We start from the raw sequence: 20,585 nt of genomic DNA, 5'->3' as shown, positions 1-20,585 counted from the left end.
ACAACCACAACCCTTGAAAGTTGCCGTCGACTCCCGCGGGCGACCGCTAAAGCCCCAGCCGCTGGATGACGAAGAAAAATACCGGCACAGTAAGCAAGCTGAAGAGTGTGCTGTAGAAAATCCCCTGGGCACCTAACGACACGTCACCGCCAAAACGTTCCGTGAACATGCTGCAGGAAATCGCCACGGGCATTGTCGCGATCAGGTAGCCGATCCTGCGCGGGACTTCCGGCACGGTCACACCCGCCCGTAACACGATCCAGCCGACCGCCATCGTGAGCAGCGGCCCGACAATCAACCGGGCGAGCAGCACTCCCCAGAGCGCTCGCGAGGGTCGATGTACATGCAGTTCGAGATCGCCGAGTTGCGCGCCGATTGCCAGCAGCGATACCGGGATGGTCATGGTTCCCACCATGGCCAGCGCCTGCACCACAGCGCCAGCGGCCAGTTGCGGCGGCGATTGTGAGAGACTCCCGATCTCCCAGTTGTGCGAGGAAGGAATGAGTAACGCGACCAGAATTCCCAGAGCCGTCGCGATTAGACCCGGATTTGTCACAATGTGGCGCGCCGCCTCCCGCGGAGTCACGCCCCCATGCAGGATCCACACCCCAAACGACCAGAGCATGAGTTGCGCACCGACGTTACCGAGCAGGAGGGTCCGCACGCCGGCATCGCCGTACATGGCCTCGACGATCGGCAGTGGCAGAAAGATCCAATTCGGTATCGTCGCGAGAAAGACAAATGTGTTCTTCTGTTCGGCTCGGCAGAAGAATGGTGCAACCAGCAAGCCCGCTCCATAAGCTATGACGATCAGCAAGCCCATGAGTAACGGCGCGAACCAACCCTCGCGCAACGCCCCCAGCGTGACCGTCCGCAGCATTTGTGTAAACACCAGGGCGGGGAACGCGATGTCCACGACAAACCGGCTCAGGATCCGGGTGGTTTCCGCGGGTAGATAGCCGCGCCGTCGTACGGCCCAGCCGACAAGGATCACCAGGAACATCGCGGTGATTTTCACCAGGACGATTTGCCAGTCAGCCATGCGCGCTCCTCAAGCGCCGCACTCTAGGGAATTCAGTAGCGGAAGTCAAAACGCGCGATGCCGAACGGTTGCGCCGGTCGGCGGTTCTAAATGGCGAATCTCCGACAGTGCCTAGAAGATCTTCGACTTGATGATGAGGGTGAGGGCTTTCAGGCCGAGTTCGGTTGCCAGGAATGGCTTGGCGATGACATCGGTGCCTCCGCTGCGGCAGATTTCGGCGCGATTCTCGAAAGCGCTGGCGCTGGTGACGAAGAGGATCGGGATCTTCTTGTAGTTGGGCAGGGCGCGCAACTTCGCGCACAGTTCCACGCCGGTCATGCGCGGCATCGAGTGATCGAGCACAATGAGATCAAATTGCCATTCCTCCGCCACGCTGAATCCCGCGCTGGGATCCGACAACGCCTGCGGTTTCAGGTTGGCCTTCTCCAGGGCGTTCATCACGGAGCGCAAGGCAATCTGCTGGTCATCGACCGCCAACGTGCGAGCCATGGCCAGGTCCACCTCTTGCCCGTCACCCTCGAACAGTGCGCCGAGTAGATCGATGGATTGCGCCATGGTGCGACGGACGGACTGCGTGACGCTGTCGGGCTTGTCTACCAGTTGCTTGAGCAACGCGTCGAAGGTGCCCACGACCCGCGCGATGGTCAGAAGCCGGGTCACGCTCGCATTCCCCGCCAGCGAACGGATCTGGCTGTGGAGTTCCTGCAACCTCGCGACATCCGTCGGGTTCTTGGCGATGGCTTGCATGGCCTGACGGATCGACACCACTGCCCCGGCACATTCCCTCAAACACTCCTCGCGCAGTTCGGCGCGCAATTCATCATTTCGGGTCAGGGATCCATCTGTGATGCTCATAAGTCCGCTCCTGTGGTTGTGATCTGTCCACGTACGGCTTCCGGGTGCTCATTATTGATGCTGGCCATGGTGCTTTGGTCGTCATGTTATGCATCCCGCGTGCCGGTTTCTCACAAACGGGCGATAACGTGCTGGCTGTGCCGTTCTTGCGAATGGAGATTCGCGTCCCCAACGTTTTTGGCTGGCGGATGGAGTGTCGAGGCGCCAAAATATGGACAATTCTGTCAAAGTGCGGCTGCCGTGCCCGCGCGTGAAGGTCGTTCTTGACGAAACCGGTGTAACACCGCTAAGGAATGCTATTTCCGATTGGCAGAAATCCGCAGAATTGAAAAATGCAACCAACTCTTCTGGTCATGGCCGCGGGGATGGGCAGCCGTTATGGCGGGCTCAAGCAAATCGATGCCGTCGGCCCCAACGGCGAAGCGATCATCGACTACTCGATCTATGATGCGCTGCGGGCGGGTTTCGGGCGGCTGGTGTTTGTTATCCGCCGCGACATTGAAGCGCCGTTTCGCGAGGTGATTGGCAACAAGTTCGAGAAACGGATTGCCGTCGATTACGTCTATCAGGAACTCGACAAACTTCCGTCCGGGTTCACCATCCCGCCCGGGCGCACGAAACCGTGGGGCACGACGCACGCGATCCTCATGGCCGAGGAAACTTTGCGCGAACCGTTCGCCGCAATCAATGCCGACGACTTTTACGGACGCGAGTCGTTTCAGGTCATGGCCGATTTTTTGCGGGCGGGCGGCCGTGACTATGCGATGGTCGGCTACACGCTACGAAACACCCTGTCCGAACACGGCAGCGTCTCGCGCGGTGTTTGCGAATGCGACGCGGCCGGTTTTTTGCGGGCCGTCGTGGAGTTGACCAAAGTGGAGAAACAGGGCCGCGGCGCGCATACGGGAGACCGGGCGCTCAGCGGCGACGAATTGGTGTCGATGAATTTCTGGGGCTTCACACCCGGGTTGTTCCCGCAACTCCGGGAGCAGTTCACCGAATTCTTGCGCCGCAGCGGGCAGGAATTGAAGAGCGAGTGCTACATCCCGACGACGGTGAACGAACTGGTGGCATCGGGCGCAGCCCGTGTAAAAGTCTTGCGTACCCCCGCTTCATGGTTCGGTATCACCTACAAGGAAGACAAGCCGCAGGTTGTTGACAGCATCCGCAAACTCGTGGACGCGGGCGCATACCCGCCGAAGCTCTGGGCCTGAAGCCTACGAAGGCGTGAGGTCGGGTTTCAGGGCGGGCTTCAGCTCGTTCACGCGGGCGGCAGCCTGCTCCCAGTCGGTGGTGGCGCGGGCGAGGTCTTCGGTGACGGTGCTCAACTCGCGATTGACGGCCACGGCGCGTCCGGGTTTGTCGTAGGTCTCGGGGTTTTCGAGTTCGGTAGTCAATTCCTTCTGCCGCTGCTCCAACCGCGCGATTTCTTTTTCCAGAGTGCTTACAATCCGTTCCTGCTCGCGACGTTCGCGTGAACGCACGTTGCGCGCCTCGGCTTCCGACCGTTTTTGTTCCTTGCCCTTGATGCGTGTGGAAACCGTCGGCGGCGCGGCGGGAGTCGCTGACGCCGCAATGGCCGCGGAGATGGCGGCAGATTTTTCGAGGTAGTATTGGTAATCGCCGTGGTAGTGCATGAGTTCGCCGTTGTTCACGTGCAGGACGTATTTGGCGAGCTTGCGGATGAAATAAACGTCATGACTGATGAAAATCAGCGTGCCTTCGTAGGATTCCAGCGCGCCGATGAGCGCGTCGATGCTGGCCATGTCGAGGTGCGTGGTGGGCTCATCCATTAATAGGAGGTTCGGCGGATCGAGCAATAGTTTCACCAACGCCAACCGGCTCTTCTCGCCACCGCTGAGCACGCCGACCGATTTGAAGACGTCGTCGCCACGAAACAGAAACGAGCCGAGGACGGTGCGGACGGTTTGTTCGGAAATGCGTTGGGGAGTGTCGAGCGCCTCCTCGACGACCGTGCGGTCGGGGTTGAGCATCTCGACGCGGTATTGCGCGTAGTAACCGACTTTCACGTTCAAGCCCAACTCGCGCGTGCCGCCCTGGACGGGGAGCACGCCGGCGAGAAGCTTGAGCAGCGTGGACTTGCCCGCGCCGTTCGGGCCGACCAGCACGATGCGCTGGCCGCGTTCGGCTTCGAAGTTCATCCCGCGATAAACTTCCGTGGCGCCGTAGGCGTGGTGGATGTTCTTGAGGGTGATCACCTTCAGGCCGCTGCGCTGCGGTTGCGGAAAACGGAATTTGATCTTGCGCGATTCGTTTACGGGTGCCTCGATCTTGTCCATGCGCTCGATCTGCTTGAGTTTTGCCTGCGCCTGCGAGGCTTTGCTGGCCTTCGCGCGGAATCGGTCGGCGAACTCCTGCAAACGCTGGATGTCGCGCTGCTGGTTCTTGTAGGCCGCCAGCAACTGTTCCGATTGCGCCTCGCGCTGCACGAGATACTCGTCGTAGTTGCCTCGATAGCGGAGCAACTGGCTCTGCCGAATCTCCACGATGCTGCCCACGAGCTGATTCAGGAATTCGCGGTCGTGCGAGATCAGCAACACGCCGCCCGGATAAGTTTTCAGATATTCCTGGAACCACTGCAACGCTTCGAGGTCGAGATGGTTCGTCGGTTCGTCGAGCAGCAGCAGGTCGGGCTGTTGCACGAGCAACCGCGCGAGATGCGCGCGCATCACCCAACCGCCGCTCATCGCCTTCAATTGCCGATCAAAATCGCGTTCGCGAAACGCCAGCCCGCGCAGGATCGTCTTGGCCTGCGGTTCGAGTTGGTAGCCGCCAAGTTCGTCGAACCGCGCCTGCACTTCATGAAAATCGTGCGACTCGGTGTCGTGACCGGCTTCGAATAGCTTCAGCCGCCGCTGCAATTCCGCGATCTCGGGGTTGATGGCCGTCGCCAATTCCAACACCGTCTCCTCCCCCACCGGCGCGGTTTCCTGGGGCAAATGGCCCATCGTCCCGTTGCGTTCGATGGACACCTCGCCCTCGTCCGCCGTGTCATGCCCCAGGATGAGCGAGAACAAGGTGGATTTGCCCGCACCGTTCGGCCCAACCAGCCCGATGCGGTCGCCGCGATTGACCTGCAAGGACGCGTCCTCAAAGAGTACGTGCGCCCCAAAGGCCTTGGTCATTCCCGAAATCGTCATCATATCGAACTGCCAAGCCTACTACCGATTGGAGGGGCGGACAAGGTTGAAATCAGCACGAATTGCGCGAAGGAGACACGAAGAATACGAAGGCGGCGGATACCCAGCTTTCAACTCCGGATTCGCTTATCAGTAACTCGCGGAGACGGTCACGGCCTTGTGTATTGATTGAGACGGCACCCTGACGCGGAGTGTGCGGGACTTTTCTTCATAGTCTGCGTCGGCTCGTTTACCGTTGATGGTGACGATGCGCGGCTTCCCTGTTGCCGCCAACTCGACGACATAGGCGCGCCGCTCCACTTGCCCCTGATAAGTTCCTTCCACCGGTGAAACGGTGACGGTGACCCGGTCATGGTCGCGTCGGTAGGCCAAAACGGTCCGCGAGGATCCGCCTTTCCGGTAGGCCGTGGTGACGCCGTCGTCTTCATAAAGTGTCGTCTTGGTACTCGCGCCGACGGCACCGGGATAGCACCGGATGACCAGGTTGGTTAACGGGGCCGTGGTCATCCGCGACGAATAAGGTTGCAGGGGAATCGGCGCTCCGCCTCTCGCGTACAGCGGGAAATGATTGATATCCGCTGAAACGACCTCATTGCTTTCCCCGGTGAATCTCTCGCCGGTGAACCAATCGTACCACTCGCCAGGTGGCCACCACACTGTCTGTTGCGCCACCTTGTTGGTACCTTCCCCTGGCGAGGTGATCGGCGCGACCAGCAGATTGTCACCGAAGAAGTACTGCTGCGGATTGCGGTAGGCATCCTCCCTGGTTGGATACTCGATGTACATCGGGCGATTCAGGGGGACGGATTCCGTGCAACTCTCCCAGGCGCTGGAGTAGATGTAGGGGAACAATTCCGAGCGCAGGTGAAAAGCGATCCGCATCGAGTCCTCCGCTTGCTGGCTGTACTTCCAAGGCCGTCGATCCATCTCGGAGCTGCGGGTGGAATGCGAGCGCAGGGCGGCCGTCAGCGCGCCGAACTGCACCCAGCGGGTGTAACTTTCCTCATTGCGACCGCCCATGTGCCCGCCGATGTCGTGGGACCAGAAGAAGCAACCGACATTGCCGGCCGTCGAAGTGAACGGAACCTCGAAGGTCAGCATCTTCCAACCCGTGTCGGCATCACCGGAGAAATGGATCGGGTGTCGATGGTCGCCCCAGCCGGCCCAACGGCTGAAGGATTGACCGCGCAAACCGTTTCGACCCGTGTACTGATAGTAATAATGATTCAGCCAGGCGAGGTTCGTCAGGTGCGGCACGCTGCGCGTAAACGGATACTGCTGCCAGTCGAGCCACCAAAAATCCACGCCCTCGCGCTCCAAAGGTTCGTGTGTGTCCTTGAAAAGTGTGTTGAGGTATTTCTTGTTACCCGCGTCGTACAACAGGACTTGCTTCATCGACGGGTCTTCGCCCATGTCGCGCATGAACTTATCGTACATGTCCTCTTGGGGACCGACGCCATCCGCGGGATGGACATTGAGAGTGACGCGCAGACCTTGCTTGTGAAACCATTTAAGCAAATCCTCGGCGTCGGGCAGCAACTTGCGGTTCCACGACCAGCCCGTCCATCCATCCTTGTGCCAGTCCATGTCCATCACGATGACATCGAGCGGGAAATCGTGCTCGCAATACTCGTCAATGATCTCGTGGTACTCCTTGGAGCTGTAGGGCCAATACCGCGAGTACCAGGCGCCCAACACATACTTTCGCGGGAGTGGCACCGGCCCGCCGATTCGCGTCATCGCCTTCAGCGCCGCTTTGTAGTCGCTTCCGTAACCAAACAGATACCAATCAATGTTTCCGTTATCCGGCCGCTCCTCGACCCAGCCGTGCGTTAGTAGATGAGTGTGCGAATCGTCCAGCAGATACCAACCATCCCGTGACAACAAGCCGTCCCCGAGATCCACAGGGCCCTTCACCTGATCCAAGGTGCGGATCGTTCCGCCGAGATTCTGAAGGTTCTTTTGCCCGGGACGCCACTCCACCCATTCCTTGCCTCGGAGAATCTGCGCCTGCAGGTTGTCAGGGTCAAACGGCTTGCCATCGGCTCGATAGCGCAGCCTGATCCTGCCCGTGTCAATCGTCACGGCATCGCGGTCGCGGCTCAACTTGAAATCGTAGCAGGCGGCATCGCGGCCGACGGCGAACATGGACTTGGCATCCACGAACACTCCGTCCGTCGCGTACTCAAGGCGAATGCACTCAGGAGCGATGACGGTGAAACGCGCCTTGCCGACCACGACCACATGCTTTGTTTGTTCAGCATGCGAAAGGGCGGGCGTTAGCAGGAAAGCAAGAACCAGCACTCGTTTCAAGGCACGCGACACTTTCATCAATTCTCCTTCTCCAGGAATTTTAGTGATGGCTCCGGGCCACACTTTGGGGCATCGGTACAGCCCGGATGGATTTCAACATCCGAGGGTCTTCTTCGAATTTAACCGCAACTGGAACCTTAGCTCTTCTTGTCGCCGATCCTGACCAAGGCGTAGAGGATCGCTGTCGGAAAACCTGCCAGCAACGCCAGGACGATGAAAATCCCATGTCCCTGCCCAGATTTCCGAATATCCGTGAAGATCCATGTAGCCAGCAAAACGTTACAGACCAGCCACGCCAGAACGATCACCCGGACGATTCCCACGACGCACCGGAGTTCGGTCCCTCTTTTTTCAGGTTGCCACGGCCCGCGCATCGGCTTCCCCGCTTCGGGATGCTGGGAGGGCGGCGTCATACCTTCTTCGTGTTGGGTTGCCTGATGTTCAGATCCGTCCTGAGCGAATGCGGTGCGTGAATTTCCGAGTACCATCCACCCAACGACCGCCAGAGCCAAACAAAACACAGTGCTTTTCATGGATTTTCCTCTTGTTAGTCGAAGAGTAGACCCAGTGACAAACGCTGGTCGAGCACAATCAGCAAAGTCCCAAGTCCGGTGGCCAAAGGGGAAGGCGCACTACATGCTCATGGCTGATTTCCAGAAAGTGGCTGAACGTTTCGCCTCGCCGAATGAACAGGCCGTGGTCTTTCCCGAAATCTTCATCATATCAAACTGCCAAGCCTGCTACTGATTGGAAGGGGGAACAAGGTGGAATTCTGGGCAGTTTGAAGGACGGTCGTGTGTGCCAACGGATTCTTGTTGCTGGGAAGCTTTCCGGCAAAAAGGTGTGAGGCTTCAGGTCAGAGCCCGTTGACCTGCCGATCCTGGGGCCAGTCGACAGTGAACTCGAATGTGATCTCGCGTTTTTCGCGAGGGTTGAGGTCCAATTCCCATGTTAGTTTCCCTGTAGCGTCGTCAACTTTAGTCGGTTTTAAAGACGTGTCGCCCAGTGACACCTTGACCTGATCCGTCCCCGACACCGGAATCTGGTCAAAGACCACCACGTGCTGCGGCTTGTCTTTGTAGTTTTCGACCGTAATTTTATAGCCGGACACTTGACTGCGACGGCTGCGGAAGAAGCCGGATTTGCTGCGACGATCCTTGAGTTCCTCCCGTTTCACGCGGATGCCTTCATCGATACCGAGGAATAAATCCGCAGCCTCGCCCTGGGCTGTGGTCTTGATGCGGCCGGTCCCAATGAAATCGGGGCCCACGAAAACGTTGACCGCGCCGGCCATGAGCGGGGTTTCGGTGGTGTTGGTGGCTGCCGCTTTGAGATAGGCGAACGAAGATAACTTCGGGGCGGTTTCATACCGGAAGGCAGCGGGGAGCGACGCGATCGTAATCGTTTGGCGATGCGGTTCGCCATCGCCGGGCACATCCGCTGGACGGGGAACCCGAAATGTTGCGGCGGTCATCCCCAGCTCGACCTGGGCTTGTTGAGGGACAATTTGGCGGACCGGCTCCCGCTCGTAGCGCTCTTCTCCACCGAGCGCGGGGGCTGCAGGTGGTGGAGTAGTAGCAAATTTCGCCGTTTCAGCCAGACCGTCCATAGGGCCGTTCAGTACCGCTTCCAAGATACCGACCGACCATTTGTTCAGGTCAGGCATCTGTGCGCCGACGGCCGGCTTGGCGGTGGACAGGGCGAGGTTGACACCGAGCCAGTCCTCCCCGGTCTGTTGACGAACCACTGCGTTGTAGGTCAACTCCACGCCGCTGGCGTCGGCGGCGGCGCGGGCGTCGTACGCGGGGACCCAACTTGCATTGCCGAGCACGTAGGAAATCTGCAAGTGCAGTTTCGTGGCGTCTTTGGCATCGATGATAACGAGCACCGATTTCTCGGCGCGATTAGCGGCGGATTGATATTTGCCAAACTCCGCTTCCGCGGCGGCGATTTTGCGGTCCAATTCACGGCGTTCGGCGGCAACCTTGCGCGTGTCATCTTCGAGGCGGGCGAATTCCGAGCCGACAAATGCGGGCAGGTCTTTCAGCTGTGTGACATCGAATTTGTTGAGTTGGATATCGCGAGAGACATCGCCTGCGGCCTTGACCTGAATCTGCTGAAGCAAGAGGCGCTGCTGGTCGATGACGCGCTGACGGGACTCCAACGCCTCACGTTCGTCGTGCAGATCCTGGACGCGCTTTCCCATCTCTGCAGCCTTCGTGTCGGACGGTTGTTCCCGGACGACGGTGCGGACGGCGACATCCTGAATGATGACGTGGATTGGAGCCTTGCCCGCGGCTTTGACCGAATCTTCCGCAAGAGTCACTGGGAGATGGTCGACGAGCAGGCGGTTTTCGCCGGGGTTGACGTTAATGTCTGCCGAGCGGGTGACCTGCGCGCGATCGGGGTAGACGGTGACGTCGGTGATGTGACTTTCGACCGTAACAGGTTCAATAGCCCAGGACCGCGCGGACAGCAACGTTGCGGACAACACAGCAAACAGGCGAATCCGATTCATTCCATGTCCTCCATAAAGAATAAGGTGTTCCCTTGGTCGGACACCGTTAGACCGCGGAAGTTCCCGGCGGTGGTTACGGCCAGGACTAGCGCTGACAACTCCGTCTACGGCGCTCATAGTATCCCCTTTGACAAAGCTGACAAGCCGATTCGAGGTCTTTGCTTTCGCTCCAAGTGGCCTCCTTCTATATCGTAAATCGATTATTTTACTGGACACGGCCTGCTGAGGCGGGTAGAATGGGAAAGATGAAACCATCTTGGATTGGCGGCGGGCTGTCCAGCTTTCATGGGCGGGAATCTCAATGGTGAGTTGGATCCGTCCACCGCTATTCGGCGCTTCACAGAAGCGCCGCTACAACAGGCGAGGCAGGGGCGCATCAAACATGCCATTCTACCAAACGAACCCACCGTTTTTTCGAGATTTTTTCGATGCAAGCGGCTCTGAATAGACTCGTTGCGACAGGAATCTCCATGAGAAATCGGTGGGTTCGTTTTGGAAAACGAACCCACCGGGAGGCGGTTTCGAGGGGGTAATTTATGGGTTTGAGTGCATGTTTTGACCTTCTTTTGGGATGTGAGACACGGGATGGATCGTTGGCGAGGATGACTCGACAGGTTCTGATGGCAGTCCTGTTGGTGGCGTTCGGCGCGTTCACGTCGGCCCATGGGCAAATTGGGGCGCTGGGGGTGATGGGCGACAGTCTTAGCGATGAGTATTTCGAAGAGAGCTACGGAACGTATGCGACGAACTGGGTGCAGCAGTTGGTCAACTATCGAAGCGTGAATGTAGGCCCTACGGCGGTGGCGGCGGGTCAGCCGGGCGGCACGTGGGGCAGTCCGCGCCGGACGGGTTACGAATTCAACTGGGCGCTTTCCGGCGACACTTCATCGAACCTCCTGGCCGACGGTCAGGCCACGGGATTGGCCGCGCAAGTTTTGCCCGACGGCATCACCCATGCGGTGCTGGCGATCGGGGCGAACGACTTCAACCCGGATTTTACCACCTACCCCACCGCGGCGTATTTGAACATCTATAATGGGTCGTGGTCGGCTTCCCAGATTAGCAACTACGTGGCGAAGGTCCTGACCAACATTGAAACGGCGGTGGCGACGGTCGAGACAACCGGGGTGAATTTGGTGGTGTTCAACATCCTCGACTACGGGAAGACGCCGGCCGTTTACAATAATTTCTTCTACACCAACGGCGGCAACCGCGAGCGGGTGGCCGCAGCCATCCAGCAAGCCAACGCGGGCCTGCTCTACCTCACGCAGAAGTATCAGGTCCCGTTGGTCGACGCTTTCGCCCTGCAACGGGTCATCTTCGGGTCGAACACCAACCTGCAGACGACCCTGTCCATCGGCAATGTCGCCATCCACTTGCAGCAATCGGATTCCAATCCCACGAACAGTCCGAATCGGACGGCGGCGTTCGTGGCGGACGGGGCGCATCCGCACACGACGATCCAGGGGCTGTTCGCGAACATGGCGCTGGAGGGGATTTCGCTGGGCTACGGGACGACGGTGCCGCTGTTCACGGAGCAGGAGATACTCAATCACGCCGGCGTGGCGTACGGCGGGCACGATACCCTGATGAACCAGATTGGCTCGTACACCAATTATGTCGTCCTGCCCATTCGCCCGCGAGTGACCTCGCTGGGATTCGCGGGCGGGAATTTGCAGCTCGGGTTTATGACCGTGTCCAACCAGTTCTATCGCGTGGAGATGACGAGCAACCTGGTCGAGGGCAGCTGGAGCTTGTTGACCAACAATGTACGCGGAACCGGCGGTGCGGTCAGCGTGAACGATCTGACGGCCAGCGGTCAGAGCCAGCGCTTCTATCGTGTCCGACAACTGCCCTAACGAGATGCAATCACTTACTGCAAACTGACCAGCATGGATAAATGGCTACAGGGAGCGCGGGTCGCGAGTTGGCTCTGGAAATTTTCTGGCATTCCCAGACGCGTGGGCACGACAAGGAAATTTTCCCGCATTTACAATGGTTTCAGCGGTTTGCGTCGTCGGGCGTCCGCATGCGGACAAAGTGTTTCGTTGATTTCAGCACGGACGGTGCTATGGACGTGTGTATGAAAACGTCCGAGTCAGTTACGGGCGGTGAGAATGTGTCGCCAGCGGTCGCGCCGGCGGTGGTGGGGTCGCATCTGAATCGAAGCTCAAAGACCGTGCAGCAGATTTTCGAGACGCATCGGAGCCGGTTGTACGAGTTGACGGTGAACGCCGACCTGGGGATCCGGTCGGAGGAACTCGAATTGCATTTTGCCAGCATGCCGTTGCGGTACTGGCCGCGGGTGGACAGCGCGGCGTTGCGATGGCACCTGGAAATCATCCATCAATTTGTCGACGGTCTCACGCGCGGCGATGTTTTACTCGCACCACCCGTGATGCATTGGCGGCACTTCCCTGACAGGGGTTTCTCCGAAGTGGTCGTTTGCGCGTGGGACCGTCCGGGATTACTGGCCCGGGTCGCCGGGGCGTTCGCGGCGACGGGGTTGAACATCGTGCGGGCGGACATCTATACGCGGGCGGACAACGTGGTGCTCGACGTGTTCCAGGTCTGCGATGAAGAATTGCGGCACGTCGAGGACATTTCGCGGCTCAAGCAGATGGAGCAACTGTTGGCCGTCGCGTTCAGCCCGAATAGCGACGGCGAGTCGGTGCTGCGGACCTGGATGCAATGCGCGGGCGCGCCCGAAACCGTCGCGGGCCGGAAGGCGGCAGTGTTGACGTTCGATAACGACCGCTTTGACGATTACACCGTCTTGCAGGTGGAAGCCCCGGATCGTGTGGGGTTGCTGCACGACATTTTGGAGGCCATTTCCACATGCGACGTGGACATCGTCCACGCTGTCATCGTGACGGAAGAAGACCAGGCCGCGGATGTGTTCTTCATGACCGGCACCGACGGCCGGAAGATTCGCGATGCGGCCCGGTTGGAACAGATTCGCGACAGAGTGCGGGCGGCGCTGGGTTGATTTACGGATGGGAGAGAAAGAGTCTACGCGTAGTAGTGGTAATTAACGTCGGGGAAAATATTGTCGCGCCACTCGATGGAAGCGAGCCAGGGCTCGTCGATGCGATGTTCTTTGATTTGGTCGTAGAGGCGCGTGAAGCGCAGGATGTGGTCCTTCGTCCGTTTCACCGCGTAGGGCACCATCGTTCCCGTCTTCATGATGAACGCCCAGTCGCTGGATTGCGCGAGGAGCAGTTCACGGGCAGCCTGTTTGAGGCCGCGCTGCGTGAGATGGTCGCCGTTCTTGAAGTTGCGGGCGAGCTCCGTCATGCGTTGCGCGGCCATGTGCAGGTGCGGGTAGATCCACGCGTTGGAACCTTCGAGCCAGACCTCCCAGTAACCCTTGTTACCCCAGCTGGAGGCGCTCGGTTGCGTGATCTGCTGGGTCGGGAAACCACGCAAATATTCGGTCGGCGTGGTGAGCTTGAAGACGTTCTGGTCGAAGGCGACCTTGCGCGTGAAATAGTTGATGAAGTCAGGACCTTCAAACCACCAGTGACCGTACAACTCCGCGTCGTAGGGCGAGATGATCAGCGGCGGGCGTTTCATGATGCCGACGAGATGTTCGACCTGCTTTTCGCGATTGAACATGAAGTTGCCGGCGTGCGACGCGGCCTTCTCCATTGCGTTGTGCCGGTTGTACGGTTGTTTGTCCGACGTTTTGCCGGTGATGCGGAAATATTTCATACCGGTGAAACAGCGGATGCCGTCGGGGTGGATGTACGGTTTGATGTAATCGTATTCGAGGTCGAAACCGACGTCGCGGTAGAAATCGCGGTAATCGCCGTCGCCGGGATAGCCTTCCTCGGAACTCCAGACCTGTTTCGAGGATTCGACGTCGCGCCCGAACGCGGCCACGCCCGTCGGCGTGAACACCGGCGCGTAAATTCCGTAGCGCGGACGCGGATGGCCGAACATGATGCCATGCGTGTCCATGATGAACCAGCGGATGTTGGCTTCCTGGAGAAACTTTTCAATGCCGGGCACATAGGCGCATTCCGGCAACCAGATCCCGCGCGGGTCGCAACCGAAACATTGGCGATAGTGGTCGCGCGCGATCATGATCTGGGCGCGGATCGATTCGGGATGTTCGGCCATCAAGGGCAGGAAACCGTGCGTTGCGCCGCAGGTGATGATCTCGAGTTTGCCCAGCTCCTGAAACTTGCGGAAGGCACCGACGAGGTTGCGCCCGTAGCTGTCGCAGAACGTCGCGCGCGCCTCTTGAAAACGGTGGTGGTAGAACCAGGCAAGGTCGTTGAAAGCGCGGTCCCATTTCGTGCGTTCGATTTCCTTTTCGCTGAGTTCGATGAGCCGCGTGATGTGGCGGATGTAACGCTCCTGAAGCAGCGGGTCGAGGAGCATCGAGCAGAGCGGCGGCGTGAGCGACATCGTCAGGCGAAAATCCACATTGTCGCGGACGAGGCCTTCCATCATCTTGATGAGAGGGATGTACGTCTCGGTGATGGCCTCGTAAAGCCAGTCTTCCTCGAGAAAATCCTCGTACTCGGGATGGCGCACGAACGGCAGATGCGCGTGCAGAATGAGCGCTACATAACCTTGTGGCACTGGCAAAACTCCTTTCGGCGTTTCGTTTCGGATCGGGCTGCCGCGACTTGTCTCAAATGACGCGCTGCGGGAAGCATCACGCGGCGGCGGGCGACTTGAGGTGCGCCGGCTGTTTGACCTTGCCCACCTCGCCTTTCGTGCGGCTCTGGCGTTCGAAGGTCAGTTGCACCGCACGCTGGTCGTCACCTGCGGCCGAGATGGCCACAACCGGCAATTTGTACTGGCCGTCCGGGAACGCGTACTGGAATGAGAAGGTCCCGTCGCTGCGCAACTTCACTGGCTTGCCGTCGATCGTAACCTTCGCCGTCGGTTCCGTCGCGCCGTAAATGATCAACTCGGCATTCACCGCGAACCAGAACCCCTTCTGCGGCGCGCCGGACCAGCTCGAACCTGACGGGCTAAATCCGCTGGACAATCCCGAGCTGAGTTCCTCCTGTAAACGGCGGCGCAGCCATTCCGTAATCTCGAACGATCCCATCTGGATGCGGCGGAACAGATCGCCACCGAGGATGCGTTCCAACTCGGCGGCTTGGTCCGCGGTCCAAGGGCCAAGCTCCAACCCGAGTTTGAACGGGAAACGGAACCCCGCGAGTTGCAGGCGATGCAGCGCCTCGGCCAGGGCCTCGCCCTCGCGCATGTGTCCGCGAATGATCTCAAAGAGTTCGTGGAACGAAATATCGATCGGAATGGTGGCGAACCGTGCCGTCGTATCGGGCGAAATCGCATCGGGCGGCGTGGTGGTCTCGCGCGAATGACTGACCGCGTGAAACTGGCCGTCATGCCGCCAGAAACCGAGTTCGGCGCGGTACGTGGTTGCAGCCTTGTTGACGGGGATGTACCAATTGCGCGACTCGTGACCGAGCGTCAGCACCTGAAACGGATCCGCGTGGTTCTTCTCGAAGATCCGCAGGAGCAAACGGCCGTCGGCGGCCTGGCCGCGGAAGTCAGCCATCTGCTGCCAGTTGAGATCCCAGTAGACATAGAGCCAGTGTGGATCGCGCGCCGTGAGAAAGAGATGGCCAGTGCCGTACGCATCGGGCAATTCACCCAGGTGCTCCTCCTGAAAGACCTGCCGCGGTGGCGGTGACACCGGCGCGACATCGAATTTGTGGGCGGAAAGCTCGGCAGATGGGTGGCTTGCCTCCCCCGCCTCGATTTCCACAGGCCTGGACTTTGAGACGACTTTGGCGCGCCGTACCGGTCGTATTGCCTGCGTCCGGGCTGCAGCAGGGGCCTTTGTGGGAGCGGCTGCTTCCGTGGCATGTTTGCGAACCGCGCGGCGTTTGACGGCGTCAGCAACCGTGCGGGCGACAGTGCTGGCACCCAGCGGCTGCTTGGTCGTTGGCCCTTTGAAGCGCCGCTGGGCCTGATGAATTTTGTCGGCTAGCTCTTCCTTCTTGAGCGTGGACACGCCCCGCAAGCCATGCCGTTGAGCAATTTTCAGTAAATCAGTTTTTGTTTTCGCCAGTAAGTCTGCCATCTTCATGGTACGCCTTCCTCCTGCCTCGCGGACGCGAGGTGTGCCCCGAAGGTGCCCGGGGCCATCTTTCTCCAAGCGCATACTAGCTTAGAACAGAAATTGCGGGAATGTAAAACGATTATTTTGCGAAAAACAGGCGTGGCGTACCTAGAATGTGTAGTTAAGGTTGACCGTCACCTCATTCACATCGTAACTCTGGCCGCTGAGGTTCGAATTTCGCGTCTGGTACCGGTAAGCAAAAGACCCGGTCAATTTCTTCGTGAACTGCCGTTGCAAACTGAAACCGACCACGATCAGGTCCGCAATCTCCTGGCTTCCGCTGAGGGATTCAAGATGGGTCCAGCCGACCGAGGGCGCAAGCGTCATGTACCGGTTCAGCCGATGGGCGATTGTGTAGTTGACGCCAGTGGCTTCCGTGATGCTCGAATTCTTCAATCCAAGCGTGATACCCGGATCGTGGAAAAATGTCAGCGTGTGCGTCGTATTCGGACGCAACGGGTGCATATAGTTCACCGCGATCTGGGAGCTTACGCCGTCGATGTGGTCGACTCCATTTGTCTTGGTCGCGTCCAGTTCCAGATGCGACCAACCCAGGCTGACAGTGCCGTTCAAGCTTTTCGTGATCTGCCCATTCAACCCAAGTTGGCTCGAATAACCGTGGGAGTCGCGCAAGGTGGGATCGACAAGGTAGCTGATCCCGTACGTGTTTCTGACGAAGACCGAATAGCCTTCTCGAAAAAAATAGGCCGGCGTAAACGAAAACTGGTAATCGGTTTCCTCCTGCGAAGTATCGCTGGGGAAAATATCATCCGTGCGTTGCGCCGCGAAGGTCGTGGAGAATTTCCCCAGTTGGCGCGTGGCGCTGGCCGAGGCGATATTCGAATACTCCGTCACGCGGGTTCGGTTCACCGCGAATGTACTGTCAAGGGGGTCATTTTCGAAGCTGAAGCTGTCCGACAAAACCACGTTCCATTCCGCCACGTAGATGGGCAGGACCAACGACGCATTCAATGGCGCGCCAAAGCTGTCCGATTGAGCTCCCGTCAGCGAATGGCTGTACGTCGCCGCCATGGTTAGCGTGAATTCTTCGCCGCCGGCAAAAGGCAGGAAGACGCCGCCCGACAGGGTCGGCCCGACGCTGAGCAGCACATCGGCCTTCGGGTGGTTCTCACTGAGGTTCGCGTTGTCCCGGAAATCCGCGCCAGCGGTAAAACCCATGTTCAGACGGAAAGGGCCCACCAATAAGTTTTGGGCCATGGCCGGATAAGCTACCGCCAACACCCACAAAACCCAGAGCCAGAAGGCAACGCTGCGCCGGAGTCTGTGGTGCTGTCTCATTCCCTGTTAGGTGGCGTGCGCAATACTGTGGCGTTTCAAATCGCCCTCACGGCGACAAAAAGACTGGCGCGCATGTTATCTGCCTACCCACTCACTGTAAATAAAAAAGGCGGCTCGCGCGTCACCGATAGAAGGTAGTGGTTACTGGTTACCGCTTGCGGACAGAACGTGGTGGACGGACATCTTCCTCAGTCCAGCGGTGAATCAGCTCGCGGTAATCGATATTGAGCATCGCCCCCAACCCGATCATGCACAGTATTGCCAGGCTGAACACGATATAACCGGAGTAATCGTGGTAGATTTTCATCGCCCAATCCTGGCCGAAACCCTGGGCGACGAGGGCCACCGTGGTGATTCGCGCCAGATTGCCCACCACGGCCAGCGGGATGCTGGAGAGGAATAGCACCCATTTCTTCCAAGTCTGATCCATCGCAATGTACCCGTACAGCGATGTCAGCGCCATCAACGCCATGAGCGAGCGAATCCCGCTGCACGGATCCGCCACCTCCAACGGCAGGAACCGATTGACCGTGGAATATATGCCTGTTCCTTCACGATAAACATTCTGGCCCAGCGCGTTCAACAACGCGGTGGAGACCTGCGCCACGAAGACCCGCAGCGGAAAGGAGACGTATTGCTCCAAAAAATTCAACGGGATCATGAACAACAGGAACGCGCACGGAAACCAAAGTTCCCTGGCCCAGTCCCAACCCGCAAGATACAAAATCAGCCCGAAGATCAAGACCACCAATGAGCCGGCCACGAGACGCGGATTGGCTGCTTTGACGCCAATCCAGTAGATCGTCACCCCTGCCAGGATCACCGCCAAGCCGCTGTTCGCCGTGCTCAACGGCACACTGTGCAGCCTTCTCCGCCACTTCCACCCAAACAGACCGGCCGCGACCACCGGCACCACGTAACCATGCGCGTAGTCCGCGCCGCGTCCCCAATACACCCACAACCACCCAAAGAGCGAGAGCGGCGTCACGCCGGACGTACAAGTCTTGCTGATGAAGTACGCGTAAAAAACAATGGCCCCCATCACGCCGATCAGGATCCAGCGCCGCCGCTCCTCGGGGTCGGTGGGAAACGCAATGGATCCAACGCCATCGGTCGCGCCGGGCAGGCCCAACAATCGTTTCAAGTCGGACAAACTCATGCAAACTCGCCCGATACATTGAGCCCGTAGAAGATGAAAGTCAAACCTCCCACGGGCACACTACTCAGCGGCGCCGATTGCTGATTAAGACCTGTTGTCCGTCCGGCGTGAGCGGCCGGGTAAACTGCAGGGGAAAGTCCCTTGGCGGGAACCGTTGCAGGTCAAACATCTGGATCCAATAGCGCTGATAGCCGGACACCATGTCCAATACTTTTTGCTGCAGCAACGTCTCCTGGGTCAGGTAGATTCCCGACACCAGTTTTACATTGTCATTGATCAGCAGGAAATCTTTCTCCTCAAACGGTTCCCAGATCGCCGACCGGTCCGCGTACCACGCCACCGCCCACGGAATGTCGCTCACCAACACTTCTTCCTCCCCGAAGGCCCTTCCCAGCGCCGTCACCACGCCGCCATCGTAGGGCGGATACGGGACCGTCGTCGATGGCGGCAACAACATAAAGAGGAATGGCAACGAATTGAAGACCGCAAAAAAACCGATCACGCCCGTTCGCGTCAGCCGCGTCCGAAATTGCAGCCGCTCGAACATCACGTAAAAAAACGCCACGCCGTACACGATGAGCAACGGCATAAACACCGTCAAAAAGTTCCGCTTCGGCGGCCCCACCACGCTCAACCAGACGATCGCCATCAGCAGCGTCCAAAAAACGAACCGGCGCAGCCGGAACACTTCTTCCTGCCGAAACCGGTGCATCAGGCCCACGAAAAAGAAAACAATCAGGTAATTCGACCCGACGTCCTTGAGCACCACTTCATACATCTGCCGCGCGTTGATCAACGTACGCCGCAACTGCTGGCGAAACTTGAACTTCGGCAGTTCTCCCGTGTACGTCCGCTGCACCTGCCCCGCCTTGATCTCGCTCGCCGTTCCCAACCCCACTCCCTCCAGCATCTCGAATCGGCTCAATCCAAACAGCGTCTGCGAGACCGCCCAGTTCCGTGCCACCCAGGGCGCCAGCACCAACACAAACACCAGCAGACACAGTCCGCATTTCGCCCGCCACTGCTTCGGAAAGGAAACGCCCACATAGATAAGCAGCGGTACCAGCACCGAGGCGAACGCATACCGCGTCAGCGTCCCCAACCCCACCGCGAGCGCACTCACCGCCAGCGCCCCGTAAACCCACCGCGCCGACCGACCTCCCGCCTGCCACTTCTCCGCCTTGAACACCGCATACGCCGTCAGCAGAAAAAGTACCGACATCAACCCCCACGATACCCCCGAGATGGCCGCCTCCAGCAGGGGGTTGCAGAACAGGTACATAAACACGCTCATCGTCGCCACGCGATGATCGAACATCTCGCGCGCCAGCAGGTACAGCAACACCATCCCCACCAGGTACAGCACCCAGCCCACCATCATCACCACGCGGTCCGCCGCCAGCGTCCGCACGTTCCCGGAAATATCGAAATTCGGCGTCAGCACATGGAACACCGCCGACAACACCAGCGGATACATCGGCGGCGTCCACAATTCGGGTTGCGTGTTCGTCTTGGGATCCAGCGGCGCACGGCCAACCGAGTTGAGGTACTGGAATTCAAACGGCCGCAAAGTTTGTGTCACATATCCGCGCCCACGCCACAAATTGCGCGCCAACTGCCCCGCGTCCATCGCTTCCGCGTCATGCAGCCCGTAAAACTGCGTCCCCGTGTAAAGCAGGATCACCAATAGCGCCAACAAACAGAACATCCCCACCCGAAACGGCCCCAACTCCGGCGCGATATCGATCTTGAAAATCCAATCCTGCACCCGCTCAAAGAACGGCCGGTACGGCACGGGCTCCTCAGATTTCTTTCCCGCGATAAAAGGCATGATTACGCGCGCAGCCTATCTGACCCACCACCCCGTTTCAAGGTTTAGTCCCAGCCCGTAGAGGCGGTCTATGATCGCCGAAAAAATTGTAGGACAAGCGCTCCGCTTGCCATTGTTTTTCATTCGTTCACCGTTCTCCAAAGGTTGTCACCCTGAGCGGAGCGAAGGGTCTCCCACGACACCAACAGCCATTCTAGCAACCAGCATCCCCAAGATTTCATTCGCTCACGGCTCTTAGCGTCAGCGCCCGCAGCCTCTTCACACGTTAAATGGAGGTCAAAATGCGTGCTCAAAA

At 58.9% G+C, this 20,585-nt stretch carries 14 protein-coding genes; 3 read left to right on the top strand and 11 right to left on the bottom strand.

Annotation, left to right across the window (positions count from 1 at the left end; translation table 11 throughout):
• Positions 1 to 46 precede the first annotated feature (46 nt).
• Entirely contained in the window at positions 47 to 1,042 is a 996-nt protein-coding gene (locus tag VNL17_00525; protein ID HXI82553.1) for an AEC family transporter, read from the bottom strand.
• Positions 1,043 to 1,153: 111 nt separating this feature from the next.
• Entirely contained in the window at positions 1,154 to 1,897 is a 744-nt protein-coding gene (locus VNL17_00520) for a response regulator (GenBank protein HXI82552.1), read from the bottom strand.
• A 332-nt stretch (positions 1,898 to 2,229) separates the two neighbouring features.
• Here VNL17_00520 and VNL17_00515 point away from each other — a divergent pair, with 332 nt between their 5' ends.
• Complete coding sequence (locus tag VNL17_00515) at positions 2,230 to 3,111, top strand: sugar phosphate nucleotidyltransferase (GenBank protein ID HXI82551.1); 882 nt, start codon at positions 2,230 to 2,232, stop codon at positions 3,109 to 3,111.
• A 3-nt stretch (positions 3,112 to 3,114) separates the two neighbouring features.
• Here VNL17_00515 and VNL17_00510 read toward each other — a convergent pair whose 3' ends face one another.
• The 4 genes from VNL17_00510 to VNL17_00495 all read right to left on the bottom strand — a co-directional run bounded on the left by VNL17_00510 (position 3,115) and on the right by VNL17_00495 (position 9,889).
• Entirely contained in the window at positions 3,115 to 5,061 is a 1,947-nt protein-coding gene (locus VNL17_00510; protein ID HXI82550.1) for an ABC-F family ATP-binding cassette domain-containing protein, read from the bottom strand.
• Positions 5,062 to 5,187: 126 nt separating this feature from the next.
• Positions 5,188 to 7,389: a TIM-barrel domain-containing protein gene (locus VNL17_00505; protein ID HXI82549.1), complete on the bottom strand. Its 2,202-nt coding sequence runs from the start codon at positions 7,387 to 7,389 to the stop codon at positions 5,188 to 5,190.
• Between the two features lie 119 nt (positions 7,390 to 7,508).
• Positions 7,509 to 7,784 carry a hypothetical protein gene (locus tag VNL17_00500; GenBank protein HXI82548.1) on the bottom strand — a complete coding sequence of 92 codons (276 nt, stop codon included), beginning with the start codon at positions 7,782 to 7,784 and terminating at the stop codon, positions 7,509 to 7,511.
• A 443-nt stretch (positions 7,785 to 8,227) separates the two neighbouring features.
• Complete coding sequence (locus tag VNL17_00495; GenBank protein ID HXI82547.1) at positions 8,228 to 9,889, bottom strand: mucoidy inhibitor MuiA family protein; 1,662 nt, start codon at positions 9,887 to 9,889, stop codon at positions 8,228 to 8,230.
• A 602-nt stretch (positions 9,890 to 10,491) separates the two neighbouring features.
• Here VNL17_00495 and VNL17_00490 point away from each other — a divergent pair.
• Positions 10,492 to 11,748 carry an SGNH/GDSL hydrolase family protein gene (locus VNL17_00490; protein HXI82546.1) on the top strand — a complete coding sequence of 419 codons (1,257 nt, stop codon included), beginning with the start codon at positions 10,492 to 10,494 and terminating at the stop codon, positions 11,746 to 11,748.
• A gap of 224 nt (positions 11,749 to 11,972) precedes the next feature.
• The gene (locus VNL17_00485) at positions 11,973 to 12,878 is read left to right on the top strand and encodes an ACT domain-containing protein (GenBank protein HXI82545.1); all 906 of its coding nucleotides are present in this window, start codon (positions 11,973 to 11,975) and stop codon (positions 12,876 to 12,878) included.
• Between the two features lie 23 nt (positions 12,879 to 12,901).
• Here VNL17_00485 and VNL17_00480 read toward each other — a convergent pair whose 3' ends face one another.
• From VNL17_00480 to VNL17_00460, 5 genes are all read right to left on the bottom strand, one after another.
• Positions 12,902 to 14,482 (bottom strand): 1,4-alpha-glucan branching protein domain-containing protein, encoded by a 1,581-nt coding sequence (locus VNL17_00480; GenBank protein HXI82544.1) that lies wholly within the window; start codon positions 14,480 to 14,482, stop codon positions 12,902 to 12,904.
• A 76-nt stretch (positions 14,483 to 14,558) separates the two neighbouring features.
• The gene (locus VNL17_00475; GenBank protein HXI82543.1) at positions 14,559 to 15,968 is read right to left on the bottom strand and encodes a DUF4912 domain-containing protein; all 1,410 of its coding nucleotides are present in this window, start codon (positions 15,966 to 15,968) and stop codon (positions 14,559 to 14,561) included.
• Between the two features lie 141 nt (positions 15,969 to 16,109).
• Complete coding sequence (locus tag VNL17_00470; GenBank protein HXI82542.1) at positions 16,110 to 17,219, bottom strand: outer membrane beta-barrel protein; 1,110 nt, start codon at positions 17,217 to 17,219, stop codon at positions 16,110 to 16,112.
• Between the two features lie 229 nt (positions 17,220 to 17,448).
• Positions 17,449 to 18,459: an exosortase/archaeosortase family protein gene (locus VNL17_00465; protein ID HXI82541.1), complete on the bottom strand. Its 1,011-nt coding sequence runs from the start codon at positions 18,457 to 18,459 to the stop codon at positions 17,449 to 17,451.
• 64 nt (positions 18,460 to 18,523) lie between these two features.
• The gene (locus VNL17_00460) at positions 18,524 to 20,254 is read right to left on the bottom strand and encodes a glycosyltransferase family 39 protein (protein HXI82540.1); all 1,731 of its coding nucleotides are present in this window, start codon (positions 20,252 to 20,254) and stop codon (positions 18,524 to 18,526) included.
• Positions 20,255 to 20,585: the final 331 nt, after the last annotated feature.

The sequence above is a fragment of the Verrucomicrobiia bacterium genome (genome assembly GCA_035577545.1).
Classification (GTDB): domain Bacteria; phylum Verrucomicrobiota; class Verrucomicrobiia; order Palsa-1439; family Palsa-1439; genus Palsa-1439.
This window is presented reverse-complemented; position numbering and strand designations above follow the sequence as displayed.